This is a genomic window from Fusibacter paucivorans (assembly GCF_018390735.1).
Taxonomy (GTDB): Bacteria; Bacillota; Clostridia; order Peptostreptococcales; family Acidaminobacteraceae; genus Fusibacter; species Fusibacter paucivorans.
Genome location: NZ_JAHBCL010000028.1, coordinates 14,021 through 39,062, shown reverse-complemented (window position 1 = coordinate 39,062; position 25,042 = coordinate 14,021). Strand labels below are relative to the sequence as shown.

Annotated in this window: 24 protein-coding genes; 2 read left to right on the top strand and 22 right to left on the bottom strand. The window is 40.1% G+C overall.

The features are described from left to right. Positions 1–25 precede the first annotated feature (25 nt). The 17 genes from KHM83_RS14845 to KHM83_RS14765 all read right to left on the bottom strand — a co-directional run bounded on the left by KHM83_RS14845 (position 26) and on the right by KHM83_RS14765 (position 18,010). Positions 26–1,756 (bottom strand): ABC transporter ATP-binding protein, encoded by a 1,731-nt coding sequence (locus tag KHM83_RS14845; RefSeq protein ID WP_213237822.1) that lies wholly within the window; start codon positions 1,754–1,756, stop codon positions 26–28. Further along, the gene (locus tag KHM83_RS14840) at positions 1,753–3,495 is read right to left on the bottom strand and encodes an ABC transporter ATP-binding protein (protein WP_213237821.1); all 1,743 of its coding nucleotides are present in this window, start codon (positions 3,493–3,495) and stop codon (positions 1,753–1,755) included. The genes KHM83_RS14845 and KHM83_RS14840 overlap by 4 nt, the downstream gene beginning before the upstream one ends. Next, the gene (locus KHM83_RS14835) at positions 3,473–4,291 is read right to left on the bottom strand and encodes an ABC transporter ATP-binding protein (RefSeq protein ID WP_213237820.1); all 819 of its coding nucleotides are present in this window, start codon (positions 4,289–4,291) and stop codon (positions 3,473–3,475) included. The genes KHM83_RS14840 and KHM83_RS14835 overlap by 23 nt, the downstream gene beginning before the upstream one ends. Continuing rightward, positions 4,291–5,337 (bottom strand): FecCD family ABC transporter permease, encoded by a 1,047-nt coding sequence (locus tag KHM83_RS14830; RefSeq protein ID WP_246543130.1) that lies wholly within the window; start codon positions 5,335–5,337, stop codon positions 4,291–4,293. Before KHM83_RS14830 ends, KHM83_RS14835 begins: the two co-directional genes overlap by 1 nt. A gap of 2 nt (positions 5,338–5,339) precedes the next feature. Further along, on the bottom strand, positions 5,340–6,494 hold the full coding sequence (locus tag KHM83_RS14825; protein ID WP_213237819.1) for an ABC transporter substrate-binding protein: 1,155 nt from the start codon (positions 6,492–6,494) through the stop codon (positions 5,340–5,342). A 309-nt stretch (positions 6,495–6,803) separates the two neighbouring features. Continuing rightward, positions 6,804–7,463: a phosphatase PAP2 family protein gene (locus KHM83_RS14820; protein WP_213237818.1), complete on the bottom strand. Its 660-nt coding sequence runs from the start codon at positions 7,461–7,463 to the stop codon at positions 6,804–6,806. A gap of 139 nt (positions 7,464–7,602) precedes the next feature. Beyond that, positions 7,603–8,208, bottom strand: coding sequence for a helix-turn-helix domain-containing protein (locus KHM83_RS14815; protein ID WP_213237817.1), 606 nt, complete (start codon positions 8,206–8,208; stop codon positions 7,603–7,605). 322 nt (positions 8,209–8,530) lie between these two features. Continuing rightward, positions 8,531–9,292: an MBL fold metallo-hydrolase gene (locus KHM83_RS14810; RefSeq protein ID WP_213237816.1), complete on the bottom strand. Its 762-nt coding sequence runs from the start codon at positions 9,290–9,292 to the stop codon at positions 8,531–8,533. Positions 9,293–9,551: 259 nt separating this feature from the next. Beyond that, entirely contained in the window at positions 9,552–10,031 is a 480-nt protein-coding gene (locus KHM83_RS14805) for a VOC family protein (RefSeq protein ID WP_213237815.1), read from the bottom strand. Between the two features lie 128 nt (positions 10,032–10,159). After that, positions 10,160–10,423 carry a DUF3795 domain-containing protein gene (locus KHM83_RS14800; RefSeq protein ID WP_213237814.1) on the bottom strand — a complete coding sequence of 88 codons (264 nt, stop codon included), beginning with the start codon at positions 10,421–10,423 and terminating at the stop codon, positions 10,160–10,162. 55 nt (positions 10,424–10,478) lie between these two features. After that, positions 10,479–11,387: a helix-turn-helix transcriptional regulator gene (locus KHM83_RS14795; RefSeq protein ID WP_213237813.1), complete on the bottom strand. Its 909-nt coding sequence runs from the start codon at positions 11,385–11,387 to the stop codon at positions 10,479–10,481. A 277-nt stretch (positions 11,388–11,664) separates the two neighbouring features. Next, positions 11,665–13,908, bottom strand: coding sequence for a U32 family peptidase (locus tag KHM83_RS14790; protein ID WP_246543129.1), 2,244 nt, complete (start codon positions 13,906–13,908; stop codon positions 11,665–11,667). 172 nt (positions 13,909–14,080) lie between these two features. After that, entirely contained in the window at positions 14,081–14,653 is a 573-nt protein-coding gene (locus KHM83_RS14785; RefSeq protein WP_213237811.1) for a hypothetical protein, read from the bottom strand. Positions 14,654–14,972: 319 nt separating this feature from the next. Then, positions 14,973–15,416 (bottom strand): DUF3795 domain-containing protein, encoded by a 444-nt coding sequence (locus KHM83_RS14780; RefSeq protein WP_213237810.1) that lies wholly within the window; start codon positions 15,414–15,416, stop codon positions 14,973–14,975. A 65-nt stretch (positions 15,417–15,481) separates the two neighbouring features. Continuing rightward, positions 15,482–16,021, bottom strand: coding sequence for a hypothetical protein (locus tag KHM83_RS14775; protein WP_213237809.1), 540 nt, complete (start codon positions 16,019–16,021; stop codon positions 15,482–15,484). 73 nt (positions 16,022–16,094) lie between these two features. After that, positions 16,095–16,649, bottom strand: coding sequence for an imm11 family protein (locus KHM83_RS14770; RefSeq protein ID WP_213237808.1), 555 nt, complete (start codon positions 16,647–16,649; stop codon positions 16,095–16,097). Between the two features lie 143 nt (positions 16,650–16,792). Then, positions 16,793–18,010 carry a PucR family transcriptional regulator gene (locus KHM83_RS14765; RefSeq protein WP_213237807.1) on the bottom strand — a complete coding sequence of 406 codons (1,218 nt, stop codon included), beginning with the start codon at positions 18,008–18,010 and terminating at the stop codon, positions 16,793–16,795. A 258-nt stretch (positions 18,011–18,268) separates the two neighbouring features. Between KHM83_RS14765 and KHM83_RS14760 the strand changes: the two genes are divergently transcribed. Then, positions 18,269–19,366 carry an amidohydrolase family protein gene (locus KHM83_RS14760; protein WP_213237806.1) on the top strand — a complete coding sequence of 366 codons (1,098 nt, stop codon included), beginning with the start codon at positions 18,269–18,271 and terminating at the stop codon, positions 19,364–19,366. Positions 19,367–19,532: 166 nt separating this feature from the next. Here the strand turns inward: KHM83_RS14760 and KHM83_RS14755 are convergent, their stop codons facing one another. Further along, positions 19,533–20,240, bottom strand: coding sequence for an NAD(P)H-dependent oxidoreductase (locus KHM83_RS14755; RefSeq protein WP_213237805.1), 708 nt, complete (start codon positions 20,238–20,240; stop codon positions 19,533–19,535). Beyond that, complete coding sequence (locus KHM83_RS14750; protein ID WP_213237804.1) at positions 20,237–20,797, bottom strand: NAD(P)H-dependent oxidoreductase; 561 nt, start codon at positions 20,795–20,797, stop codon at positions 20,237–20,239. Before KHM83_RS14750 ends, KHM83_RS14755 begins: the two co-directional genes overlap by 4 nt. A 124-nt stretch (positions 20,798–20,921) precedes the next feature. Here KHM83_RS14750 and KHM83_RS14745 point away from each other — a divergent pair, with 124 nt between their 5' ends. Continuing rightward, on the top strand, positions 20,922–21,539 hold the full coding sequence (locus KHM83_RS14745; protein WP_213237803.1) for a TetR/AcrR family transcriptional regulator: 618 nt from the start codon (positions 20,922–20,924) through the stop codon (positions 21,537–21,539). 192 nt (positions 21,540–21,731) lie between these two features. Here KHM83_RS14745 and KHM83_RS14740 read toward each other — a convergent pair whose 3' ends face one another. The 3 genes from KHM83_RS14740 to KHM83_RS19975 all read right to left on the bottom strand — a co-directional run bounded on the left by KHM83_RS14740 (position 21,732) and on the right by KHM83_RS19975 (position 24,933). Continuing rightward, positions 21,732–22,595: an SDR family NAD(P)-dependent oxidoreductase gene (locus tag KHM83_RS14740; protein WP_246543134.1), complete on the bottom strand. Its 864-nt coding sequence runs from the start codon at positions 22,593–22,595 to the stop codon at positions 21,732–21,734. 233 nt (positions 22,596–22,828) lie between these two features. Continuing rightward, positions 22,829–23,227 carry a helix-turn-helix domain-containing protein gene (locus tag KHM83_RS14735; protein WP_213237801.1) on the bottom strand — a complete coding sequence of 133 codons (399 nt, stop codon included), beginning with the start codon at positions 23,225–23,227 and terminating at the stop codon, positions 22,829–22,831. A 266-nt stretch (positions 23,228–23,493) separates the two neighbouring features. Continuing rightward, the gene (locus KHM83_RS19975; RefSeq protein WP_213237800.1) at positions 23,494–24,933 is read right to left on the bottom strand and encodes a S41 family peptidase; all 1,440 of its coding nucleotides are present in this window, start codon (positions 24,931–24,933) and stop codon (positions 23,494–23,496) included. Positions 24,934–25,042: the final 109 nt, after the last annotated feature.

Sequence of the window (25,042 nt, the reverse complement as noted above, 5' to 3'; positions counted from 1 at the left end):
CATTGTCAATGATTATCATTATCAATTACATGCTAAATTCCCATTCCTTTGCAGACGCTTGAACTTGCCAAAGCTGCCTGTAAAGTCCCTCTCTTTTTAGCAGTGATTCATGTGTCCCTTGCTCAACAAGCTCACCTGCATTAAACACCAGAATTTTATCTGCCGATCTAATCGTATGGAGATGGTGCGCAATCACCATCACCGTTCTGCCTTTTGCCAGCGTGCTAAGCGCTCTTTGGATTTTAACTTCATTCACCGGATCAACATTACTGGTCATTTCATCAAGTACGACAATGGGGGCATTTTTGACAAAAGCACGTGCAATCGAAATACGCTGCCTTTGCCCACCAGACAATCCCACGCCGTTTTCACCAACAATTGTGTCATAACCATTTGGCAATCCGACAATAAAATCATGAATCTGCGCTTTTTTAGCGGCTGCCATCACTTGAGCTCTCGTTGCATTTCGATTTCCGAGTTTTATATTCTCGTAAATACTGTCAGCAAAAATCACAACCTGCTGCATGACAATACTGATATTTGATAACAGGTCATCATAATCCATTTCTCGAATATCCACACCGCCGATTTTAATCGCACCGCTTTCGTTATCCCAAAATCGGAGCAGCAAGTTTGCAACTGTCGTTTTACCTGAACCCGATGGCCCCACCAATGCCGTTATGCTCCCTTGCGGCAGTTCAAAGCTGACATCTTTCAGTGCAAATTCGTTGCTGGCATAAGCAAAATTTACCTTTTCATAGGCAATCTCAAATGTACCTGCTTTTTGAGGCACTTGTATTTGAGACATTTCGGGCGCTTCCAGTATTTTGGAAACTCTTTGATAACTGTCTTTTACTTGCAGAAAGTTGATCCAATACTTTTCAATCTTGCCAATGGGTTTATAAAACTCATGGCTAAAAATGATAAATATCAAGAACGTTTTTATGGCTAACATATCATAATAGAGCATCACCGCACCCGCAATCATCATCACGGCATAGGCGAGTTCAAAAAAAATCGAAAAGCTTCCCACATAAATGGCAACGGCCTTGGATTGCTTTTTAGCACTCGTACCGAATTTCCGAATGCTGTTTTGAAGCTTTTCCTCAAAATCAACATTTTCTGAAAATGCCTTTATGAGCGGAATACTTCTCACGTACTCGATAAAAAGACTTGCCATGTCGACTAAATCATCATTGGTTTGCTTTTGCAATAAAAGGCTTCTCTTTAACCCAAGGACAAGCATCAGCACTGCTATGGGCAACAGGGCAATCATCGCAAGGCCCAATGCAAGGCTCTGCGTAAAAAGCCAAACACCAAGGATCAGTGCAATGATGATATCACTAAACATCACTGAGAAAAAATGACCCACTAAACTTTCCAAACGATCGACATCTTTATGAATAATGGTACTGATTTCACCTAAACGTTCCTTGCTGTAGAATGCAAGCGAGAAACGCTTGAGTTTTCGTATAATGCTTTCCCGCACCTTTGCTACAACCGCAAATCCCGCAAAGTGTTTCGTCATATCAGCCGCAATGACTAAGCCGGCTTTCAATAAAAGAATGGCGAACAAGAGCATGCACAATACCGTCATTTCACTTCGTGAGCGATCAATATGTCCCTGATTAATGACATTCACAATGACATACATTAAATAGGTGCTTAAAAGTCCACTCATTGTAAATGCAAGCGTTGCCGCGGCAATCATCGCTTTGCCCTTGACTGTCAAAACATTCAGCATTTGCTTAATCATGCCATGACCCCCTTTGTTTCTCTGATTTCCCAATGGTCAACTTCATTCTGGGCATGAACCATTTCGGAATAAATCGAGCAGTTCTCCAATAAGTCATTATGTTTGCCAGTAGCCGCAACGCGGCCTCGATCCATCACCACAATCTGATCGGCATTCGCAATGGTATTCAAATGATGCGCAATCACGATCAGCGTTTTCTGCTTGCAAAGATTATGAATCGCTTCTTGAATCAGTTTTTCATTATAGGCATCAATCGCCGCGGTCGCTTCATCAAGAATGATAATAGGCGCATTTTTCAACATTATGCGTGCAATGGCAATACGCTGCTTTTCTCCACCGGAGAGTTTTGCACCGGCTTCACCAACAAGTGTATCGTATCCATTGGGCATCTGACTGATCATGTCATGGATCTGAGCCTTTTTCGCCACCGAGATTACGTCTTCCATACTTGCATTTGAACGCCCGATACGAATATTTTCAGCGATACTCGCATTGTACATAAAGACATCTTGCTGAACGATTGAAACCAGCTTTGAAATATCCTTTTCATTCAGCTTGTTTATATCATGATCGCCAATGGTTACATGCCCCTCGGTTACTGGCCAAAACCCCATTATAAGATTGGCAATCGTCGATTTCCCCGAACCGGATAGTCCCACAATGGCATTGACCGTATTCTTTTCAAATACAAGATTAATAGCCTGCAACACTGTATGACTGCCATCATAACTAAAACTCACATTCCGCATCTTTACAGCGCCCGGCGTTATATTCCCATTATATGCATACGCCTTTTTAGGCGCTTCACCCATGATCGAGGCAATACTGTCCAGTGATCTGCCCAGTACAATTTCCGTATGGTTGAAAGTCATCAGCTTAATCAGTGCGCTGGGAAACATTCCCGCAAGTATGATGGCTAAGATAAACCGTGTTGTAGAAAGCTCGCCAGTATTCATGAGCATTACCCCGACCAGCACCACCAGCACAATGCCAATCTCCAACAGCATACGCGTAAGGCTCGTCGGAATTGAAATGGTGTGCATGATTTTTTTCATCCAGTCTATATAGGTATTAATCCTTAAAAGGATCGTCTCCGTTTTTTGTTCGTCGGTGGCAAATGCCTTTATCGTCGGCATGCCTGAAATATACTCGGTCAAGTCTTCCGACATTTCCTTAGTACTCTGTGCATACCGTTTAAAGGTTTTTCCCCATAGTCTGCCAGTGATTTTTCGAAAAACAACCATTAGCGGGAAAGGCAAAACCAACACCAAGGCCAACCGCCAGTCTACGGCGGTCAAACCGATCACCGCTAAGACGGGAACCAGCTTTGTAATCATCATTTCCGGCTGTGCATGGGCAAGGTAAACCTCTATTTGCTCTACATCGTGGCTAATAATTTTAGTGAGATCACCAACGCTCCGTTTTTGGAAAAAACTTATGGGGAGCTGTTTTAAATGTGCTATCATCTCCAAACGAATATCTGTAAGAGACTGATAGGCCGCATGATGCGCATGCCATATGCCGATAGCATAAAAAAACGCCTTTGCAAACTGCATGAAGCAAATGCCGATCACCGCCAAACTAATATTCTGCCGCGTTGCAGCCCCCTGCATAAACAAACTCATCAGCCAAACGGATAAAAATGTCGTCGCAATCCCCGGGAGTACACTTATAAACATATAGCGATTGGCACCCTTATTTTTTTCTTTCATTTTCTTAGCAAACGATTTTGTGTTCAATACGTGCCCCTCCCGGTTCATTTTCACTTAAAGACTGATTCAGTATCACAAAAGTGCTAATCTCTTTTCCTAGAATACGTGTACGGACAATCGCTGAATCCACTCCAAAATAGGCTCTAACATTTTCCTGAGTCAGTACTTCAATCGGCTTTCCAAAAACAGACTTACAATCATTTAAAAGCAGCACTTGGTCTGCAACCTTAATGGCATGATTTGGATAATGCGTATTCATGACACATGCAATCTTTTTTTCTTTGGTCAGGCGTTTAATGATCTCGAGAATTGTCAGCTGGTTATAAAAATCCAAGTGAGATTCAGGTTCATCTAATATCAGTAGACGAGGCTCTCCTGCTAAAGCGCGTGCAATCAATACCATTTGAAGCTGCCCGCCACTCAATCGATTGCAGGATTTGTCACTGAGATGCAGAATACCAACTTCTTCTAAGGCTTCTTTGGCAATCCTATAATCCTCTTTGCCTGGAGTGGCAAAGACAGACATATACTTCGCCCGGCCGAAAACCACCATATCCAGCACAGAATAAGGAAAAGAAAATTGATGTGCCTGCGGCACATATCCGATCTTGATTCTCGCTTCGCTGCTATCTTTCCCATCAAGTTTGGAATGTCCCGACTGCCATTTTAGAATACCCATTAAACATTTCAGCAGCGTTGTCTTCCCAACACCATTTGGTCCCATTACCGCTAAGATCTCTCTCTCCTTTAAGGTAAACGTGATGTTATTCAATATCGCTTTCTCTGGGGTATATCCAAAACTGCCCCCTTTTACCTGCAGCATTACACTTCTCCTTTCATGCGACTATAGATTAATGCGAAAAACGGCGCACCGATCAATGCCGTTAAAATCCCAATGGGAATTTCAGCAGAGGTCAAGTTTCTGGCTGCGCAATCCACAATAACCATGAAACTCGCTCCCAACAAAGATGAAGTCGGCAGCAGCGTATCGTGTTCAACGCCGAACAGCTGACGGCAAATATGCGGTATCACCAATCCTACCCAGCCTATGATACCGGATGCCATTACACATGCTGCCGTAATAACGGTACTAAATAAAATAGCGGCTATTCGAATCCGTTTTGGGTTTATGCCTAATGAAAAGGCTTCCTCATCACCTAATGAAAGAATATTTAGCCGCCAACGCAACGCCGTCAATCCTAATATTCCGATCAAAATAGGTGCGATTATCAATTGCAAATCATCAAAATTTTTATTGGCAAAGCTGCCCATTAGCCAAAATATAATGGATGGCAGCTGATCTTCTGTGTCTGCAACATACTTGATGAGTGACGTCAATGCCGTGAATACTGAAGTAACAATAATACCCGCCAGAATATAGGACATCGTCTGCGAATGTTCTTTTACACGCACGAGCGATAGCGTCAGTAAAACACTAAGCAGACCAAAGAAAAAAGACAACCCTGCGGTAATCAGCCCCGCACCAGATGTAAGCAGTATGCCCAGTGCAGCACCGAAGCCCGCGCCTGAGCTCACACCAAGTATGTCAGGGCTTACAAGGGGATTTTGAAAAATCCCCTGTAGTGAAGCACCTACAATCGAAAGTCCGGCGCCCACAAGTGCTGCTATCAGCACACGCGGTAATCGCACATCAAATATGATATGTTCTGCGACCTTGAGATCTGAATATGACTCTAACAGCATTCTTCCCTTGAAAAGCCGTACTACCTCGTCGGGTCTAATGCTATAGCGCCCTAAGAATAGTGATAGAATCATCACAACAATCAACAGCCCAAATAGTGCCAATAATTTATTCGCTATTCTTTTTTGCCCATCCATGCTTTTGATATCTTTTTTTGCCAGAATCATTTCTATTTAGTCTCCTCACGCCCATTTAAAATACTTTGTATGAATTCGTCGTCGAGTTCGATATCATAGACTCTTTCATAGTACGCTTTGAACAACTTAGAGAATTCGTCCTCATCTAATAAATCAGGATGACTTTTACTAATCAGCCAAAGCGGCATAAGCGGCGAATCTGAGCATGGTGCGCCCCATGAAAATATTGTTTGCGGTATATCAAAAATCGCTTCGTGCTCATAGGCACTCAACAGCGACCAGTCTTGTCCCTTCACCTGGTTAGCAAGCATTACAGATGCCGGTGTTCCTTTAAACACAAAAATATAATCGGGATCCCATTCGTGCATTTGCTCCATACTCACTTCTGATTGCCCTTTCACATCCGATGCAGCATTCACTAAACCACCCTTTTCAAACCACGTATCTGCATAAGTGCCACTGCCGAATACAGTAATCACACCACCCATATTACTTAAAAGGTAGATTGCACTTTTCGCTTCCCCCTCATATGTACTTAGAGCCTTCTGCGCTTTGTCATTGGACATTTCCCATTCTTTTGCCAATGTCGTCGATGCTTCTACTTCAAAAATTTCCCGCATTAAATTGTCCCATGCAACGGATACTTTTTCTGGATTATTTTCACCTTTAATCATCATATCGACGATTGGGATGCCTAAGTTTTCAATGCCCGGTTTTTGCATATTGCCATAATAAAAGACGAGATCCGGTTCTAATTTCAAAATTTCTTCAGTATTGGCTACAAAACCATCAATCATAAAGCCCGTTTCAACATTTTGCCATTCTGGAAACATCTTTTCCAGGATTTCAGGATTTGCCCTTTCAAATGCATTGGCATTTGCACCGATGATCTTTTTAGTATCCGGCAATATACTCAACAGCATTGAAATGGATGGCGGATTCATCACCACGACGCGATTGATTGCTGACGCAGGTGGAAGCTTTATGACATTCCCCCCCAGATCAGTTATGGTTCTTGCTTCATCAGAAGGTATTTCGGCACTCGTTGCTTCCGGTTTTTCCGTCTCTGCTTGCACCGTCTCTGCTTGTGCCGTTTCTGCTTGTGCCGTTTCTGCTTGTGATTTACCGCAACCTATCAAAGAAGCTGCAAGCAAAATACATAAAACTGCCAAGATCATTTTTTTCATTTTCTTTTCCTCCTCATCATAAAAAGAACATCACTTATCGTGTCACTTTAATATTGAACTATTATTCAATATTAAAACAAAAAAATACGGTTTCATCTTTTTTTGTTAAATATTAAATATTAAAAATGAAACCTGTTACCAAATCAGATTTATTCATCTGCTTTACAACGACCATGACCCTATCACGATATTGAATCGATCACGGCTTTATATTGAATTCGAATTCAATTATATAGTGTGTCTCTTTTTTTGTCAATCACATCCATCTATCTTATGTCATTTTATTGTCTGTGATCAGCGCTCACCATTTTACTTCAATTGCCGCATCATCCATTGCATTAAAAATCTATACAATGATACCAGCGCCGCTCCCAGCAGTACGCCTCCCACAATATCTGTAAACCAGTGAACACCTGATATAAGCCTTCCCGCAACCATTAAAGCAATAACGCTGCCTGCAAAAAAAGTAAAGCCCCATAACACGAAATTATTTTTAGCCCGTTTTTGAAAATAAACAATGGCCGCGCCTAAAATACTAAATGCAACCATCACATGTGATGATGGAAATGAGGCTTCCAGTTTTCCATCCAGCAAAATAGGACGATAGTTGACAACGTATTTCTCAAAACTAATGTACATCGCAACAACGATCACATCGTAAATGCCCATTGCCAAAACAGCCCGGTCTACTTTCAAAATACTTTTTCTTTGAATCCATTGCACGACACCTACAATACCGAATCCACCTGCTGTTAAAAGCACAACAATCCCCAGCCATTCGGTCAATTCATACCATAAAAAATTGATCCCCGTTTTCTCAAATACAAATTGATTAAAAGCGGCAAAGCCGACACGAGACTGATTTGGACCTATTGGTTTCACATCATAATGCATGACTAAAATAGTAAAGCCTGCAAAAATAAGCCATAATACTGCTGATACGATTAGGCTAACATTTTTCTTTTTCATCAAATGCCTCCACGATTTTATTCGGATCTTACATCCGATTAAAACCTTAGCACGAAGGCTTTGAATAGATAAGAAACGTTATTTTACATCAGCGATACGCTTTGTCTCATCCTCTTTTTTCAAGATGCTACGTTCCGTATCATTGGTGTTTCAGATAAAAAACGCCCTTTAAAATCACAATCCAAAACATAAAAAAAGCCATATAAGGCTGTCGACTTATGATAAATAACACAGTTGCCGTAATGGTGATGCCCAGTGATAGGATGGCGCTGTATCGTTTCCACAATTCATTTTGATATTTTTGCAGCGCTAGCTCTATGGCGCCATACAATACCCCGATGCCAATCACTGTGAAATAGGCAATACGCATATAAGGTTCTGTCCACTCTAATTTCAACAGAGAAACCGACTGAATAATATCGCCTTTTTTTTGACCAAATAGAGGGATAAAAACAAAAATAACACTCATCACATCCAAGATGCCATAGAGCAGGTATCTCAATGAAATCATATTTTCCTTCTTATCTTCCTCTGCAAATCTGATAAGTTCTTCATTTGACAGCAAGTCATCTATTGAGATATCAAATAGTTGTGATATGGCTTTTAACGAATCAATACTTGGATAACCACGTCCCGATTCCCATTTTGATATCGTTGCTCTTGAGACAAAGAGACGTTGCGCCAACGCCTCTTGTGTAAGATTTTTCTCTTTTCTCAGTTGCTGTAGTTTTTCATTAAATTCCAATGTGATCTCCTTATGCGATTTTCTGATGTAACATCCTGATGTGATGATCTGATGTAATATTCAAATGGGCAATTACTATAAAGCACCCTGATAAACGCCTCTAAAACATTGCCCATTTGAAAACAAATCTTATCTCTATCATAGCGTAAAAATTGTGATTTAAAAAGAATCGTTCTTTTAAATGGGTGAACCCAACCATCGAAAAGCGTGCTCAACTTCAAAAGCACCGTACATGCGCGTCTGCCTACGGTGCTTCTGCTTCATTAACCAGATTATTTATTTGAGGTACTGATGCCATTTCTTTATTAGCTATTCAATACAATCAAAGCCAGACAGCCCAATCCCCATAATCAAAAACGCCGCTGCCGTGATGCAGCTTGCCCTCTGCTTCCAACTGTCGAAAGGCATCACGCATTTCAATCAGGAGCTCCGACTGAACATCCAAGCTGTGATGCGCCGGAAACACTTTTTTCACAGGCAATGCGGCAATCTTCTCAAGTGATATGAGGTATGCCTGAGGATCGGTCGAGGGATAATACGCAAACAGCGTATCTTTATAGACGAGATCACCTGAAAATAAATATGCTCGCACCGATTCCCAAAAGCAAAGATGCCCTGGGGAATGTCCCGGTGTATGTATGGCTGTCACCACTCGGTCCCCTAAATCAATGGTGTCGCCATCATTTAGAATGCGCGTAGGCGTCCCCTGAAAAAACTGATATTGACTGACATCATAGCCTTCCGGTAGATCACAGCGATCGACGACCATCTCTCTGATGGTCTCCATTGATAACGGGAATTCACCGTTTAGCCAATTCAATTCCGCTGCATGTGCGTAAAAGTTCGGATAGTATGCATGCCCGCCTATGTGGTCCCAATGGATATGTGTCGCCACGGCTATGACAGGCTTATCTGTCAATTTTTTCACTTCTTCAGAGATATTGCAGATACCAAGCCCCGTATCAATCAACAAACACCGCTCACTGCCTTCTATCAAATAACAATGTGTTTCCTCCCAATGGCGGTATTCGCTAATAATGTGTGTTGTCGTGTCGATTTGATCAATTGTAAACCATTTTTTCATTTTACGACTTCCTTTCTAAATGTGCTGATCATTACTTTATGCCTTCATTTGCTAAATTATGCCTTTATTTTTAAATAAGAAAACGGCAAAATTACCTTTCGTTAATCCTTCACGGCAATAGGTTGAATTTTCGCATGATAAGAATCGTCCCTAATTATATGAAAGGATTAAAATTTGAAAGATGCAATTTACTCAAATGAGAAAACAACATCTTTCAAAGCTTAATCGTTATATCGATTTTTCATGGTGCCAACGATGATTATTTTATTTCAGTTCCCAGCATTTTAGTAATATAATCTACGGGGACATCCATTCGGCTTGCGGTTTCTTCAATTGACAATCCTGTATTTATAAACCGCTTTATGACAAACAGCATGTTCTCACCTACTTCAATCATATGATGATCCAAGTCATAAAAACGAACCACTCTTTGACCCCATGCATGTTCGATGAGCGGGTGTACGTAATCAATATGATCCATCGCATTTAATCGCTCAATAAAATCATCTAAATGGTCTTCTTCAAAGTAAATTTCGGCTGCATTGCTGCCAAACGTAATGGCGGACTCTTCTTTGTGGATAAAGGTTTGCCAAGTATCCAGTGTTTGCAGTGCAACGCCGCCTGTCAGTGTAACGTTCGCACCAAAATCAGAAATAATCTCTAATCCCAATACTTCCTGATAGAATGCCTTTGCTTTTTCAATATCTTTTACCACGATCAATGTACTAATATATTTCATACAGGCCTCCATTATGCTGTTAACAAATTTCTTTTTCATTGTTTTAGTATTGGCGTCATTGGTTCAATTATTGGCATCATTAGCTGAAGTCGTTGAACGCGTTCATCGCCTTTTATATCGTCATACCATCAGTCAACCATCATCCAGCATTTACATTGTTCTATCCGTTTGCCGTCATCTCCCTGTTCTTTGTCATAAGCAAATTGATGCAGCAACTCACAAGGGAACGCACTGCACTCGCCGCAATGATTCAGATTTTTACCCTCGCAGCAAGTTTTAACTGCACATGCATTGCCCCAAAAGGGTTTCGTCATCACCGTACAGCCGCTGCAATTCATTGGTTCCCGATAGCTGCACTCACTGCACAACAGCCCGCATCTCGATTCGATCATATCGTATACCTCCTTTTTAGGGTGAGTATATCATAGCGAACACGACACCTCTATGTCATGTTTCTGTATAAACTGTCATCATTTTTTGCAGTTTTGTTTTGATCGCTTCACGAATCGCCGGAGGTTCCAGTAACACCGCCTGATCCCCAAAACTGAGTACCCATTCTATCAGATATGCTTCATTGGTAAAGGAACATTCAAATCGCAGTTTATGATTTTCATCTGCTGTAAAACTGTCGGGTCCATATGATTCAACCAGTCTGTGTTTAACACTTTCTTCAAAAATAATGACTGCATTAATCTCATCTGTAAAATAACGATGAAATGCCAGTTTATCCTGAGGGATTACTTTAACGGCATATTGCCTGTCCGTACATGCCAGTTGCCAAAGCCTATTTAGTTTATAGAGCTTAAAATCATTGGATGCATGATCAACCCCAAGCACATACCAGCTTGACCACTGAAAGACGATCAGATACGGGTCCAGCGTAACGACGCGTTCACCGGCATGATTGTAATAAGTAAAGGCGATCTCAAAGCGCGCCTCAATTGCCGCTTGGATCGTTTCTATTTTAGGTGCAAGACTGTTCTTGTAATGTGAAGACAGATCAATCAGTATATGACTTGCAGCGGCAATGCCATGCTTCTCTAGGCCAAATTTATCAATGGTTTTTTGATACTTAGAATCTTGGGCAACGCTGTCAAGACTCATAAGTCCCGTCAAGATGGCGCCGAGTTCCCTCTCGTTAAAAACGGTTCGATCAATCTTATAGCCCTCAAAAATCGAGATGCCGCCATACATCCCTTGCGCCGTCATCACGGGGATACCGGCCTTGCAAAGATCTTCAATATCCCTGTTGATGGTGCGTCTGGAGACCTCAAACTTTTCTGCCAGTTCTGGTGCAGTTACTTTATCTTTCTGTAATAGGGTAATGATAATGCCAACGAGTCGGTCAATCTTCATCGTATTGCCACCTTATTTGCAAACGTTTTGCTAAATTTGTTAAAAATTCAATCCGGTTGTACATCCATTTAAAAGTATATCTTAGAACGGCAAGTAGAACAAGCGTTCTTTCGCGTAAAAAAAGTTCCAAGTACTTTTCATCACTTGGAACTTTAACACTTCCTTAAAAAACCGGCATTATAGCCTTGAGTTCATACATCGCCACAATATATTGGAATTCCGTCTTGCAAAAGATATGCATATTGTCATAAACAGATTGACCTTTGAATGATACATTTTACAAAATCTCTTTATTAAAATGCCCTCTCGTATCCGTATCCTGATCGAAGACAGGTCGATTGATGCTCCCATTTAATTTACCCATCGCCTTGTTGATCGTCTTCACGACTTCATCTTTTGATTCGATCGTGAAATTCAGCCTAAACGCCTCAATGCCGTCAATGTTTTGAAGCTCATCCAATAGATTCAGCGTTTTCCCATTGAGAATCGTCGTCGTACAGTCTTCGTGTGAAATAATTGGGAACGAACCGTGCTCGTCTTTCAGCACATACTGTTTTGTTTTGCAGTTGCCGCACTGATCCATTTTTTTTAGCGGACAGTACTTGGTAAACATCAATGGCGCTCTGCCGTAGACGATCATTTCAAGTGACGGATCACCGTCATTGGCTTCATGATAAACACGTCTCAAGTCCTCAATTTGGCTCTTGTTGAGTTCATAAGAAAGCGTGATGCGCTTTGCACCTAACTTATAGAGTTCATAACAGCTTGTCGCATTGACGACATTCATGGAATAATCTGTGACAAACGGATTGGTTGCTCTGTAGTGATAAATGCCGCCATAGCCGCCTATGAGCAATTCACCTTCTTTTTCTTGATAAGTGTTTTGGTTTCTCCGCACGATATTTTCAAAATAGACCGTCTTAATGCCGCAACTTACACACGCATCATATTGTTCCTTTGTCATGACAGAAGCAGTAAGATAGGGCGCTTTAGGGGCAAAACTGATTTTATCATTTGCCTGCAACGTTTTGGTTCTTTTTTCTTTGCTGGCAAGCTTTAAGTCATATAGTTCCTGAACAATCGCTCTTCTTGCTGCATTCAGCATTTTAGCAGGCACAAATGCATTGCTGCCTTCAAAATCAACGCGATTCAATTCAAAGATTGTGTCATTTAGCCTCGAAAATTGCTTAATGACCTGCTCTTTTGTCGTCGGATTATTAATGGCTTCACTGACTAATTCATCGCTTTCATAAGCATAGTGAAAACCTAATCCATCAGCCTCAATCGCCAGTTTAGAATCCGGGTAAGCGCGTACGCGAATATCCAAATCAAAACGCTTAAATTCTTTTATCATCATTGAATCAAGTGTTTTATAATATTGATGATCTTTCGAAATATAAACGCGATCGCCTCTGGCCAATTTCTCTTTAAGCTTAATATAACAGACATCTTCTGCTCTGTTGATTAAATTATCGTCTTTGTCATACAATTTCACAGCGGTTAAATTAACATCCTCATCATTATGACTTATTCTGATAATATCGTTTTGATTCAGCGGACGCGACAGTGTTATCTCATACTTATCTCTAAATATCCTGCTGATAAATCCGATCTCATAGCCGAAGTTATTGGGTCTTTGAATGTTTGTAATCTCTTTTTTATCTTCATGAAACAAATAACCCTTTGTATAGGTTCTGTTAAAAGTTTTGCTTAAGTTGTCTTTTTCTTCTTCAGTTATATTGCCGTCTAAGGCCATGCGATAACGCGACACGACATTTGCAACGTACGCAGGTTCTTTCATCCGGCCTTCTATTTTTAAGGAATCCATTTCTCTTAATTCATCAATAAAGTCAATGGTGTTTAAATCCTTCATTGACAGCATATAATTTTTCGCAAGCGTCGTACCCGTGGTCGTATCAACGAGTTCATAAGCTTTTCGACATGAGCCGACACATCTACCGCGGTTCCCGCTTCGATAACCGATTAATCCCGACATGAGGCAATTGCCTGAATAGGACACACATAAAGCACCGTGAACAAATACTTCCACTGGGATATTCGCGCTTTTTCGAATCGCTTTAATCTTTTCAATCTCAACTTCGCGAGAGATGACCACGCGTTTGGCACCAAGCTCTTTTAACAACAATGTACCGTCTAAGTCGTCAATGCCCATTTGCGTTGAACAATGTGCTTCCATATCGAGAAAGTTTTTAACGACATAATCAAAAGCGGCGAGATCCTGAACGATAATGCCGTCGACGCCGATTTCATTTAACGCATCCATTTGTCGCTGCATCTCTTCAACTTCATTTTCGAAAACGACGGTATTCATCGTTACATAGATTTTAACATTTCTCAAATGTGCATATTGAATTGCCTCTTTCAGGGAATCCATATCAAAATTTGATGAGTACGCACGTGCACCAAATTTTTGCATACCCAGATAAATTGCATCACACCCATTGGAAATCGCAGCAATTAGAGCTTCCATATTCCCCGCCGGTGCTAATAGTTCAGCCATTTTTTCCTCCATACGACGCGCTTTCCGCGCTAGTTTATAGTTGGTATCCCTTAACTTTGGATTATCTTTCCAAATTTGATCTCATACCGATCCATATTGCCTCACTCGTCAAGCATCATATCAATTTAAGCTGACATCGGCATTGTCTTTATGCACATTTACTTTATCGCTGTCACTGAAATACAATTTCTGAGATAGCACCTGTTTCACAGTTGTAATCCAACGTTCCCTTTTGCAGCTGATCTGTCAAATCTTTAAATTTGAAAGCAACCGTCATCGTTCCCTGTAGTTCTTGCCACTTAATAAATTCAAATTGCAGCGTCTCCCAGTGTTCTGGCGCTGTCATAAAATCTGTAAACGTATCAAGTGATGACATGCTCATATTAATGACCGCATTTAAGTTTGTATTGTTATTGTTTTTATAATCTCTTAACTCCAAGAGTCTATTATCATGATTGAAAGTGGTAATCACTTGATAACGGCTATCCGGAGACCACCACATGTTTTCAAATGCAGAACCGTCTAAATAAATCTTCGTGCCCTTAAAATCACCGCTTGTCTTAATGGTGAAGCCATTGTTCTTCGGGAAAAGCGCCGTCATATTTTGACTGTACACGGTTACCGTTATCCTGCCATTGGGCGAAGTCTGTCGATCGACGATAAAGAATATGCCACTCGTCCATAAGATCAATCCAACAATGATAGCAATCATAATCATAGCTGCTGTTGTTCTCTTTTTAGTCATCACAGTCTGCCTCACAACCTTTCCCGTCAGCTGATATCAACCACCTGTCTAATTTAGTCCCCTTAGGGTACCCTATTTTCTTTTATCGCGCTGTCGTTTTAGCTTCAGCGTCGCTGAAATCACTTGCCTCAAATCTTTTCCATGCGCTATTCACGCTTCCGATTATATCACGAACGATGGCGCACTTGCTATTCTATTCTTAACAAGGTGAGATTTTTACAAAGATACCGCCGTCAAAAAGCGCTTGATGTAATCGGCATCAAGCGTGCATTACACGTCATTTACCATCTACCTCCGTGGTATTTTTTCAGTCTTTGTTTTACTCTCCCCAGCGATATTTTTTGTTGCTGAGGAGCGTATCAATATTGCAGTTCAGGCATAATCCGTTATGACAGCAAATTGTTCCACCACATTCCTGACAACGCCACAACGCCTTTTCCTTTTCTAGAAATGCTTCAATGCCATTGGCTTTAATGAATTCGAGGTTATCGATCATGCTCATATGGTATTTTGTGCGATAGCGCTTATCCAAAACTTTCAATCTCTTACAGGGAAATTTTTCACATTCAAAACAAAAACGAACGCTTCCCTTTGCCAGCAATTCACACGAATCGCCCATATGCAGACAATTTTCACCTCGCGGAATACATCCGAGGCAATACTTTCTGTGAAATCCTCGTTTGTTGAGATCATTTTCATTAAACTGATACGCGATGCATAACGCGCAGTTCATGCCACAGGAGGCAATCAATTTCTCATCCATAGATACACCTCTTCCCTTAGCAAGGAAATAACTTTATCACTCATCAAGTACCGAAGCGCTATACACTATATCCCCAAGTTTTCTTTCCATTGTGACAGCATGATTTTGTCCTTGTTCGTAACATTCATAAAGGATAAATTTCTAAATTTAGCGAGTTCTTTTTTCATTTTACTCGCTATTTTAAGCACATCTCCCTTTTGCGTTTTATTTGTACCCCTAATAAGTTCATGGAGAGGCGCATCATTAATAATAATTATGACTTCTTCTTCTCTATGATTTTCTAGTTTTGTTAATAATGTAAGCACTGCGTGCATGCCCACAACTGACGGCTTCATATAATCGGTAACAATAGATTCTTTTTTGATCGAAAGATCCTCCTGTATGATACAGTATCTTAATTCGATGTCCTCGCCTTCATATAATGTTGGAAATGCAGCTAAAAATGCTTTAATCATTTTAAATTCTCCTTTGATCATCAGAATGTGAATATGTTGAAGTAGCGCTTCAAAGTATTGCTCGGTTAAAATAGGGCCTGGACTTTTGGGACGTTCATCGTCAATTGCAAAACTTTGATGATATAATTCTTCATGATTAGATTTGTCCATCTACAAAATTGTACCACATGTTCGTTATTTACCTTACTACACTTTTTAATATGCTTGCGTATTTTTAGTAAGCTTATTCCTTTTCAGAGTTCCATACTTCGATAAACCTAAAACCATGTAAATTGTTTGCTAATACGCGTTCTTTAAATTCATCTGAATAAAACTCTCTAGATGGCAACTCATATATTTTAAACATGTGTGCACCTTGCACAGCACCAAGCCTAAAAGCATATTTTATAAACCCACCCATTCTCCCTGTACTAAATATTCTTCTTTCTGATTTATCATGATCTATGCAGTCTCTTGCATCTAATGTATTGATTGCAAACAATTGATTTTCTCCTGTATAATCGCTGTGAATTAATGGTAAATACTCTACAACACCATCTAACAAATCACTTACAACCTCTATTGCTTTCTTAGTAAACACGGGGACTTTAGGACTACAAAATGGAACATCACTTTTTTGTCCTTGCTGAATCGTTTTCATTTCTACCTTCGGCCAAGTTTGAATCATACTCATACCTTTAAAGCCAGGAAAAAAGTAATTTTTGTAATAATAATCAAAGTCTTTTACTTGTATCATCTCATACTTTTCGATGGTATTATTGAGTGTCCATATTCTCATATATTTTCTCCTTGTCCATTTATACCAAATCTGTTCGGCAGTTATCTCTATTTTAATATTCAACTATCATCAAATAAAAAGGTATCATTATGTCATTCATCGCGGAATAGCACATCTTTTGACGGCTCACCTGCTATACACGGTCAATTTAGTTCCAGCAATCGAATAGAAAGAAAAATCTTACTGATTTCATCTCCAAAATCTAATGTTATACCCGTTAATTCTTTTATCTTTTTAATACGGTAAAACAGTGTGTTTTTATGAATATTCAAAATGCGTGCTGCTTCTGCCGGCGCTGATGCATAATAGATATATTGCTTTAGCGTGTCAAAATAAACCGTTCCATGCTCTTCGTCATACTTCAGCAGCGTTGTTACCGCAGGATGACAAAAATCCATCAGATCATATTGACTTGAAACGAGTTCGGACAGAATGTATAAAGTACATTGATTAAAAAAAGAACAGTGTCTTTTCCTTGTTAACCCGATTTCCAAAGCTGCAATTGCATATCTATACTGTTTTCTTGAATCCGTCAAGGCGGCATACCTCTGGCTGATCCCTGCATATAAGTTGTTTTCTGCCAAAAAACGCTGAAAGGTGCCTTCTCCATTATCGAATAGCACATCATAAAGTATTTGATCAAAAAAAGCCACCATACTGGATTCATAAATGATCATTTGATCTATGGGAATATAGCGTTTTAATGCCTGAAAGGCAGCCGATTTTGTACCTTCAAACGATCCCCTCCGACTGTCGCAAACAACCGCAATATAAAGGGCTTCTGTTCTAGCCCACTTCAGATAACGCCCTCTGTTGTTTAAGATTGTATCATTGATAGGTTTTCCTTCAATCAAATCGGCAAGAATAGAACTAGGAATCTGATTATGGTCAAGTTTTAAGAGAATGCTTCGCTGCAGCTGTGTAGAGAGGAGCGCCCCCAATTTATTGATCAATAAAAAGTCAAATTCCTGAAACGGGATGTCGGCTTCGTAGACGGCCAGTTCAGCTACCTTAATAACATCTATCGTGATCGTAATGCAAAGCGTTCCCTGAGCCAAAGCGCTTGAAGCGTAATCTACTATTCGACTTGAATGAATCCACGAAACGGTCTCTTCATTGATGAAACATATTTCGTTCCCTGATGTCATATGAAATACAGGCTCTGCATCATTAGTCGCAGCAAGAACCTTTCTGCTAGTATCATATAGTATCAAAGGACGTTCAAACAATTCCCCAATTTGGTCAATCAGATATTGCAGTCCTTTATTGGCACAAAGGCCTTCGTAAAGTTTCTGCATAGAGAGGGCCAGCTTAATATCTGTTCCACGCCATTGATCAGTGTCATACTGATTGGTTTTCATATATAACTCCTTATTCTGCCCATTGTGTTTCAACACAATTTTCGAATTGATTGATCTGTAAATATCAAACGCCAGCACATTGTTAACATACTCAGATTATACTATACTAAGTGTCACAGGCAAAGAATTCTTTTCGCTTCACATTGTATTACAGCACAATAAAATTTTCAAACATTATTCTATTGATGCATTTTTTCATCCGTGTTTAAAACAAACGAATGGATCAAACCAAAAGGTTAACGATTAGGAGGTGCCCATATGGCTGCTATAGAAATAAGGAACGTAAAAATCTTCGACGGCATAAAAATAACTGACCAAGAGCGTGTCGTTATTGAACATGGTGTGATTTCAGCTAAAAAAGTTGGCGATCGGATTGTCCATGGCAATGGCGGCACACTGCTTCCCGGTCTTATCGACTCACATGTTCATTTATATGAGCAGAAAAATCTCGAAGACATGACCCGATATGGAATCACAACGGCACTGGATATGGGGACGCGATCACCCGACATTATTGATCATCTGAGAAATCTGCCGGGATTGACGGACATACGGAGTTGTTACAGCCCTGCTTTTGCTAAAGACAGCGAGCTTTCAGAAAAGATGGGCTTCACAGTGACTTCGAATGTCACAAGCCCCATTGATGCAGAGCGCTTTGTAAAAGAACAGGTCGCCCATGGCGCGGACTATATAAAGGTTATTTTGGAGGAGCAAAGTGTCAATGGCGGCGGAGCGCCATTCCCACCGAAAGTTCTCAGCGCCGTCGTCGAAAAGGCGCATCAATACGGTAAACGTGTGATTACGCATGTCATCGCCCCAAAAACTTACCAAGAAGCTATTGAAACAGGCGTTGATGTATTAACGCATACCCCTTTCGCAATTGGATTGCCACGACCGTTGATCGAAAAGCTGTCGGCTAAAAAAATGGTTGCTATCCCAACAATGTACATGATGAAAGGCATTGTCGAAACAATTAAGCAAAAGAATCCATTGATTCCTTTCGACTATAATTATGTAAGGGAGACGGTCGCTACAATGCATACGTGCGGCGTGACACTTATTGCCGGAACGGATTCAAACATAAATGATCCGACAACACCATTTTCAGCACCATACGGTATCTCACTGCTAGATGAGCTATGTTTAATGGTTGATGCCGGGTTGACGCCAATTGAAGCTTTACAAAGTGCCACCAGTATTCCCGCTGACTATTGGGGCCTTAATGACCGAGGCGTCATCAAAGCAGGCAACAGGGCGGATTTGCTTCTAGTTAACGGTGATCCCACCACTGATATTCATGCGATTAAGCATACTAGACGCGTTTGGATTTTGGGGAAAGAAACCGAACTGAGATAGCGAATAACAAAGTGGACAATAGTGAATAAATTAAGGAAAAGCCATCAATGACAATGAAGCTAAAGCGGATACTAATATTTACGACGCTCCCGAGTGACATCATGATCATTGTGAAAAAGATTTTTGATTAGTAACCGCCCGTTTCACTTGCTCAAAGACATCCGAATTATCGCAATGTTTGATAAGGCCTTCTGTAGAGGTCTTTCTTTTTTAGGCCATTCTTTTTCACCGATGAAATCCACCTGTGATCGCCCATAAAATGATACAGTTTTTTGGGAAAATTCACACTAATTTGGAGATCCGCAGGCAGCGATTGCCCTTCACCGGCGATGTCCTCCCCAATCTTTAAAAAAGCTGCATCCAGCGCTCTTATCGTCGGTTTCATAAATAGTGCATTCTGCGTATTTGGAATCATCGGCCCGCCGCCAATCAAAACACCAAACCGGAAGTTTGCTTGAATCTTTTCCGAGAAGCTCCGAATGACCCGAACCGCTTCTAGATTGACTTCTGGTTCTACAAAACCGGCATTAACCACTGCATAAATTTTGATCCCCCTTTGATCGATTGATTCATCGTCTGAATACTGCGTTTTTAAAAAATCATAAAAATCTTCCAGATAGCGCATCAAGAGCCCCGGTAGGCAAAACACATAGAGCGGAAAAATAAAAACGAGGGCATCTGCATCGCGTAGGGTTTCAAAGTCATGAGCCATATTATCATTTAAAAGGCTCTTTTGTGCACGTATTAATTTAACTTCTAGCAATTCACCTTTAAGTCTTTGCTCAGCGAATGCTGCCAGCCACCCTGACATCGATACGTTCGTCCGCTTTGGACTGCCATTAATCAAGATAACGTTCTTATGGGCACGGATCATAATGGACCTCCTATCCTTTCAAATTGAATGGAATCGAATAGTCTTGAAAGATCAAAATCCAGATCATCCACAGTTATAACCGCTACATTGGTCCGGTGTTTTTCTGTGATGTCCTTAAAAAGTTGGGCGTCTTCTTCCGACATTCCCATTTGATAGCCAATGATCAACTGCTTTGGATACGACGCATACCGCGGCGGATGCATGGTAGAACCGTCTGTTCGCGTTTCAAAAAAAGGCAGTGCGTTTGGGATCCACCGATCAATGGCATTTTTAATATTGGCAGAAAACTGTCCAAAGACCACCGGCGAAAGGTAGATTACACCATCACTGTTCATGAAGGTCTGATTGATCTGACCCATCTTATCGGGAATGACACATTCACCCGGTTTTTTAGTCCAACAACCAAAACACCCCATACAAAAGTCAAGATCGCCTTGATCAATCTCCTCAAAGGTGATTTCAAATCTCTTTTGGGAAAAGTATGTACGGATAGCCCTTTCAATGGCTTTATACAACGGCGTTTGAAACGCTTTATCCGAAATAATATATAGTTTCATCTCCTTGCTTCCTCCTTATGTTTACACTGTCAACAAAAATATATCACGCAATGTTTTCACTGTCAACATATTATGCTATAATAGGGGAAGTAAAATTTAAGTTAATTTGAAAGGATGACCACCTGTGCCCAATCAAAACTACCATCACGGCGATTTAAAAACGGAATTAATCAAAGAGGGAATCAAGTTACTGAATAGCGAGGGCTATGAGGGCGTCTCACTGCGTAAAATCGCCAAAGCCTGTGGGGTTAGCCAAACAGCCCCCTATCGGCATTTTAAAAATAAAGACGATCTGATTAATGCCATTTTGATGGAAGCCATGCAGGATTTTTCTCAAAGTCTGGGAAAACCGGCTGAGGAATACGCTGCTGATCCTCAAAAGCAGTTAAAAGCAATTGGACTCGCCTATATTGAGTTCTTCTCAAAAAATCCTGATTATCTCAAATTGCTTTTTTCAAGTGACCTCCTCGATAAACTCAATACTGAATCTCAGCTCGCGTTTCACAGCAAATCGAGGCACTTTGAAACGGGGCATCCCTTTGCCATCTTTTATCATGCCGTAAAAAATTATGCGGCGTCTTCTTCTGAAAACACTATGAGCGAACAGGAGCTTCTGCTCTACTGTTGGGGGCTGGTACACGGCATCGCGGTTCTGCTGACCAACACCAGTAAACTTCCTTTTGAAGGCGATTATTTAGCCATTGCCAAAAGTCTCCTTGAAAGTGAAGAGTTTTTGAGATAGTTGAGGAGCTGGGTTACGAATACTTTTACCTTTCTATCGTCCAAATGATAACCGATAGTGTTTTTTATACATTCAAAAAATAAAAACCTGCCTCTAAACTGGCAAGTCTTTGGTAGATGGCCATTGGGGCAACCGGCTCACATCAATTTCAAGCAACAAGCCCCTCCTTGCTCTAAAGTAATACATGCAAGTCTATTGGCATTTTCTGTTGGATGCTGCATATTTTTTATAACCGGTAAGTTCTTCGCAAATACTCCAGAGCTTCTCTTCAGCTTCTACATCTCTGAACTCGCATGCAATTTCTTGCCGCTTCTCAAAAAACTTACCACTTATACCATCTGTTTCAGAACTGCTTGCAAGCCATACCGCTGTATCTGCTCCATCTTCAATACTGCGTCCTCCCCCCTTGCTCAACTCCAAGCGCCTTTTTACAGGCATACTGCGAAAAAGGCCTGTATCCGGCGTCAACCCAGGCGCCATAGCATTAGAAGTGACGCCGCTGTTTTCAAGGCGTCGTGCAAATGCCCATGTAAGCATTCGGTCGCAGGCTTTCGACTGTGCATATGCTTTCATAGCGTCATAAGGCCGATGTTCAAACTGGACATCATCAAGATTGACATCATTAGCGAAGGTTGATGCAACATTTACAATGCGCGCCGACCCATTTGACTTTAGAAGTTCGAGCAGTTCGCACGTTAGTAAGTAATACCCCAGTACATTCGTAGCAAAAGTAAGCTCAATTCCTTGAACACTATTCTGTCGCTCCTTTCCAGTCAAGTTGACCCCAGCATTGTTGACAAGTACATCAAGCCTGGAATATTTTTTACGAAATTGGCAAGCAAATTCTTTAATAGATTGAATGTCGGACATATCGATGTGCATCACATCAATAATCGCAGTATTATTTCTCTGAATAATTTCTTCCGCTACTTGTCTTCCCTTATTTATGTCACGGCAAGCAAGCACCAAATTCGCGTCCATATTACCTATGTCTGAAGCGATCTTTTTCCCTATTCCGGACGTTGGGCCAGTAACGACAACCAGTTTACCTTTCATAGAATTCAACCTAATACCTCCTCGTCTACTATGATGTTATTATAAATGCGGTACAACTTTGCAGCTATGAAAATTTTAAGACAATAACCACTCTAATGCTTTGACTATGTTTCTCAAATGATTAATATTGCTATATAGGACTTCATATCACTTTCACAAAATTCACACCTTTATAAATATTCACCTTAACGTAAACGTAATATAAATTCGAAAAAATTTACTACACCTTCTATTTATCTTTCTTTTTGTTTGCTTTCATCTTTTTTAATAATCAATTCCAATTTAGCAATATTTGATTCACTTTCCGCTTTAAATGTATTTAGTTCTTTAATTTTTTCTTCCGCAACTGAGATATGACCTTTCAGCAATTCAATTACTCTGCGTTTTCCTTCAATAACTTGACCATCGGTAAAGTATAAATCAATAACCTGACTAATTTCCTCTAAACTGAGTCCTAACTCTTTCAGCATCTGAATCTTCTTTAAACGTTGAATATCTTCGTTGTCAAAAAAACGAAGTTGGCCTTGAGACCTTTTCTCTCTAGTGCCTAATAAGCTCAGTTCTTCATAATATCGAATCGTTCGAGGTGTTAAATTTGTAAGCTCAGCAATTTCACCAATCTTATACTTCATCTATACCATCCCTTTTCTTACGTTAACGTTAACTGTATGATAGCATCTGTTTTTATATCTGTCAAATCTTATCATTTCTATATTATCCTCGATAATTTCCTTATTGAATATATCCTACTATTCTAATAATCCTTTCAGAATAATCCTTGAGTTTAGACTCATCGTATTCGCATTTATAAACGCCTCGTCATCGTTATCTGCTATATAGAATTGACTCATCGCCCTTTCCTCCACCAAAAGCTCACATAAAGCATTATAGACTAACTTTATTCCCCCTCAATAATCCGAAGGCATAATGCCAAAACACTATCTTTCTTCGCTGCCAAATCTTCAACTGTTTGTGAACAAAGATGGTCTGGCTGAACATGCTCTGTTTGATTGCCATATATCACGGCACTTGGCATTTCGATTTGCAAACCTGTATTGGGCATTGTGTAAGTTGCAACGCTGCCATACATACAATCACGCCCACCAGTAGGCTCTCCTATCAATACGCCTAGATCATAGGTTTTAATTGTAGATGCCAACATAGTTGAACTCGACATAGAACCTGCGTCAATCAGCACAAAAACACGTCCCTTAAACATCAGAGCGTTTTCCTTTGGTTCTATTGCAGGATAATCTATTGCATTAACTTCACCTATTTTTTTCTCCCAAAGCGGTTTTAGCATTGGATGAAAATATTGGATAGGAAACCAACGAATAAAGCCTGGTGCTTCCTTAATATAGGCTTCTCTTGCTTCTTGACTTACAAGTGTTTCCATTCTTTTATACTGAGAATAAGGTTTGTCCGTAAGGTACGATAATATTTGATCTCCCAATGATGAAAGTCCACCTTTATTCATACGAAGGTCAATGATTAAGTTATCAATTTTTTCATCCCTTATTTTCACAAACAGATCCTTTAAGAATGCGTCAAATGTATGTTCCGGATCAGAGAATGATGTCATTGTCAACAATATCGTTTTGTCGTCTATTTTTTCAATATAAAATGGCCTATCCTCTTTTGCTGCATATTTCGAAGCCATAATCGTTTGTGTAGACACAACATCAGTACCGTTTATTTTATACTCAATCTTAAAAGTTTCTGTATTTCCATAGCAAATATAATAAGCCTCAGAAAAATGCTCTGCTAAGTATGCTACTTTCTGTTCATCATTTGAACCATAAAAATACGGTTTAAGTTTTTGTATCAAATCAGAAGATTCCACCCCATTGATTGATAGGATTTCTGATCCTATTGGAACGTCATCCTTCATTGAGCTTTGCATTTTTAAATAAATCTTATTATCAATAATTGAAAATTGATAGGGTAAGACCCCTTCCGCACTGTTAATCTCATACATGGGAAGTAATAATGTGGTATGTTCATCGTTTAAATTGCTGACAATTGGTGCTAACTGTTTGAAAAACGCTAACCGTGATAAAGGTTCCTTAATACCTTTCTCTACTTCTTTAATTTCTGCGTCAACATCCCCTAAAGGTAATAATTCAATTTCTTTAGGGTGAACATTGTTCAACATGTATTGATACCATCGTAAATCTGCTAAAAGTTCATCCGTACTGAATTCGCTTCTCTGATCTAATAATTTTACTGCTTGTATTTCATTCTTCTCTTTCATCGTAAAATACAAATTAGACAAAATACACAAAATAGCTCCAAAAGATATGATTCCTAAAACGATAATAATTAGTTTTTTTATCACAGCTTTTCTCCTTTTAAACTTTTCACCTGTTCTTGCAATAATTCTAAGGTCATCTCATATTTGCCAGAACTGAATAGATGATGATATTGAATCATCCAATATCCGTTGA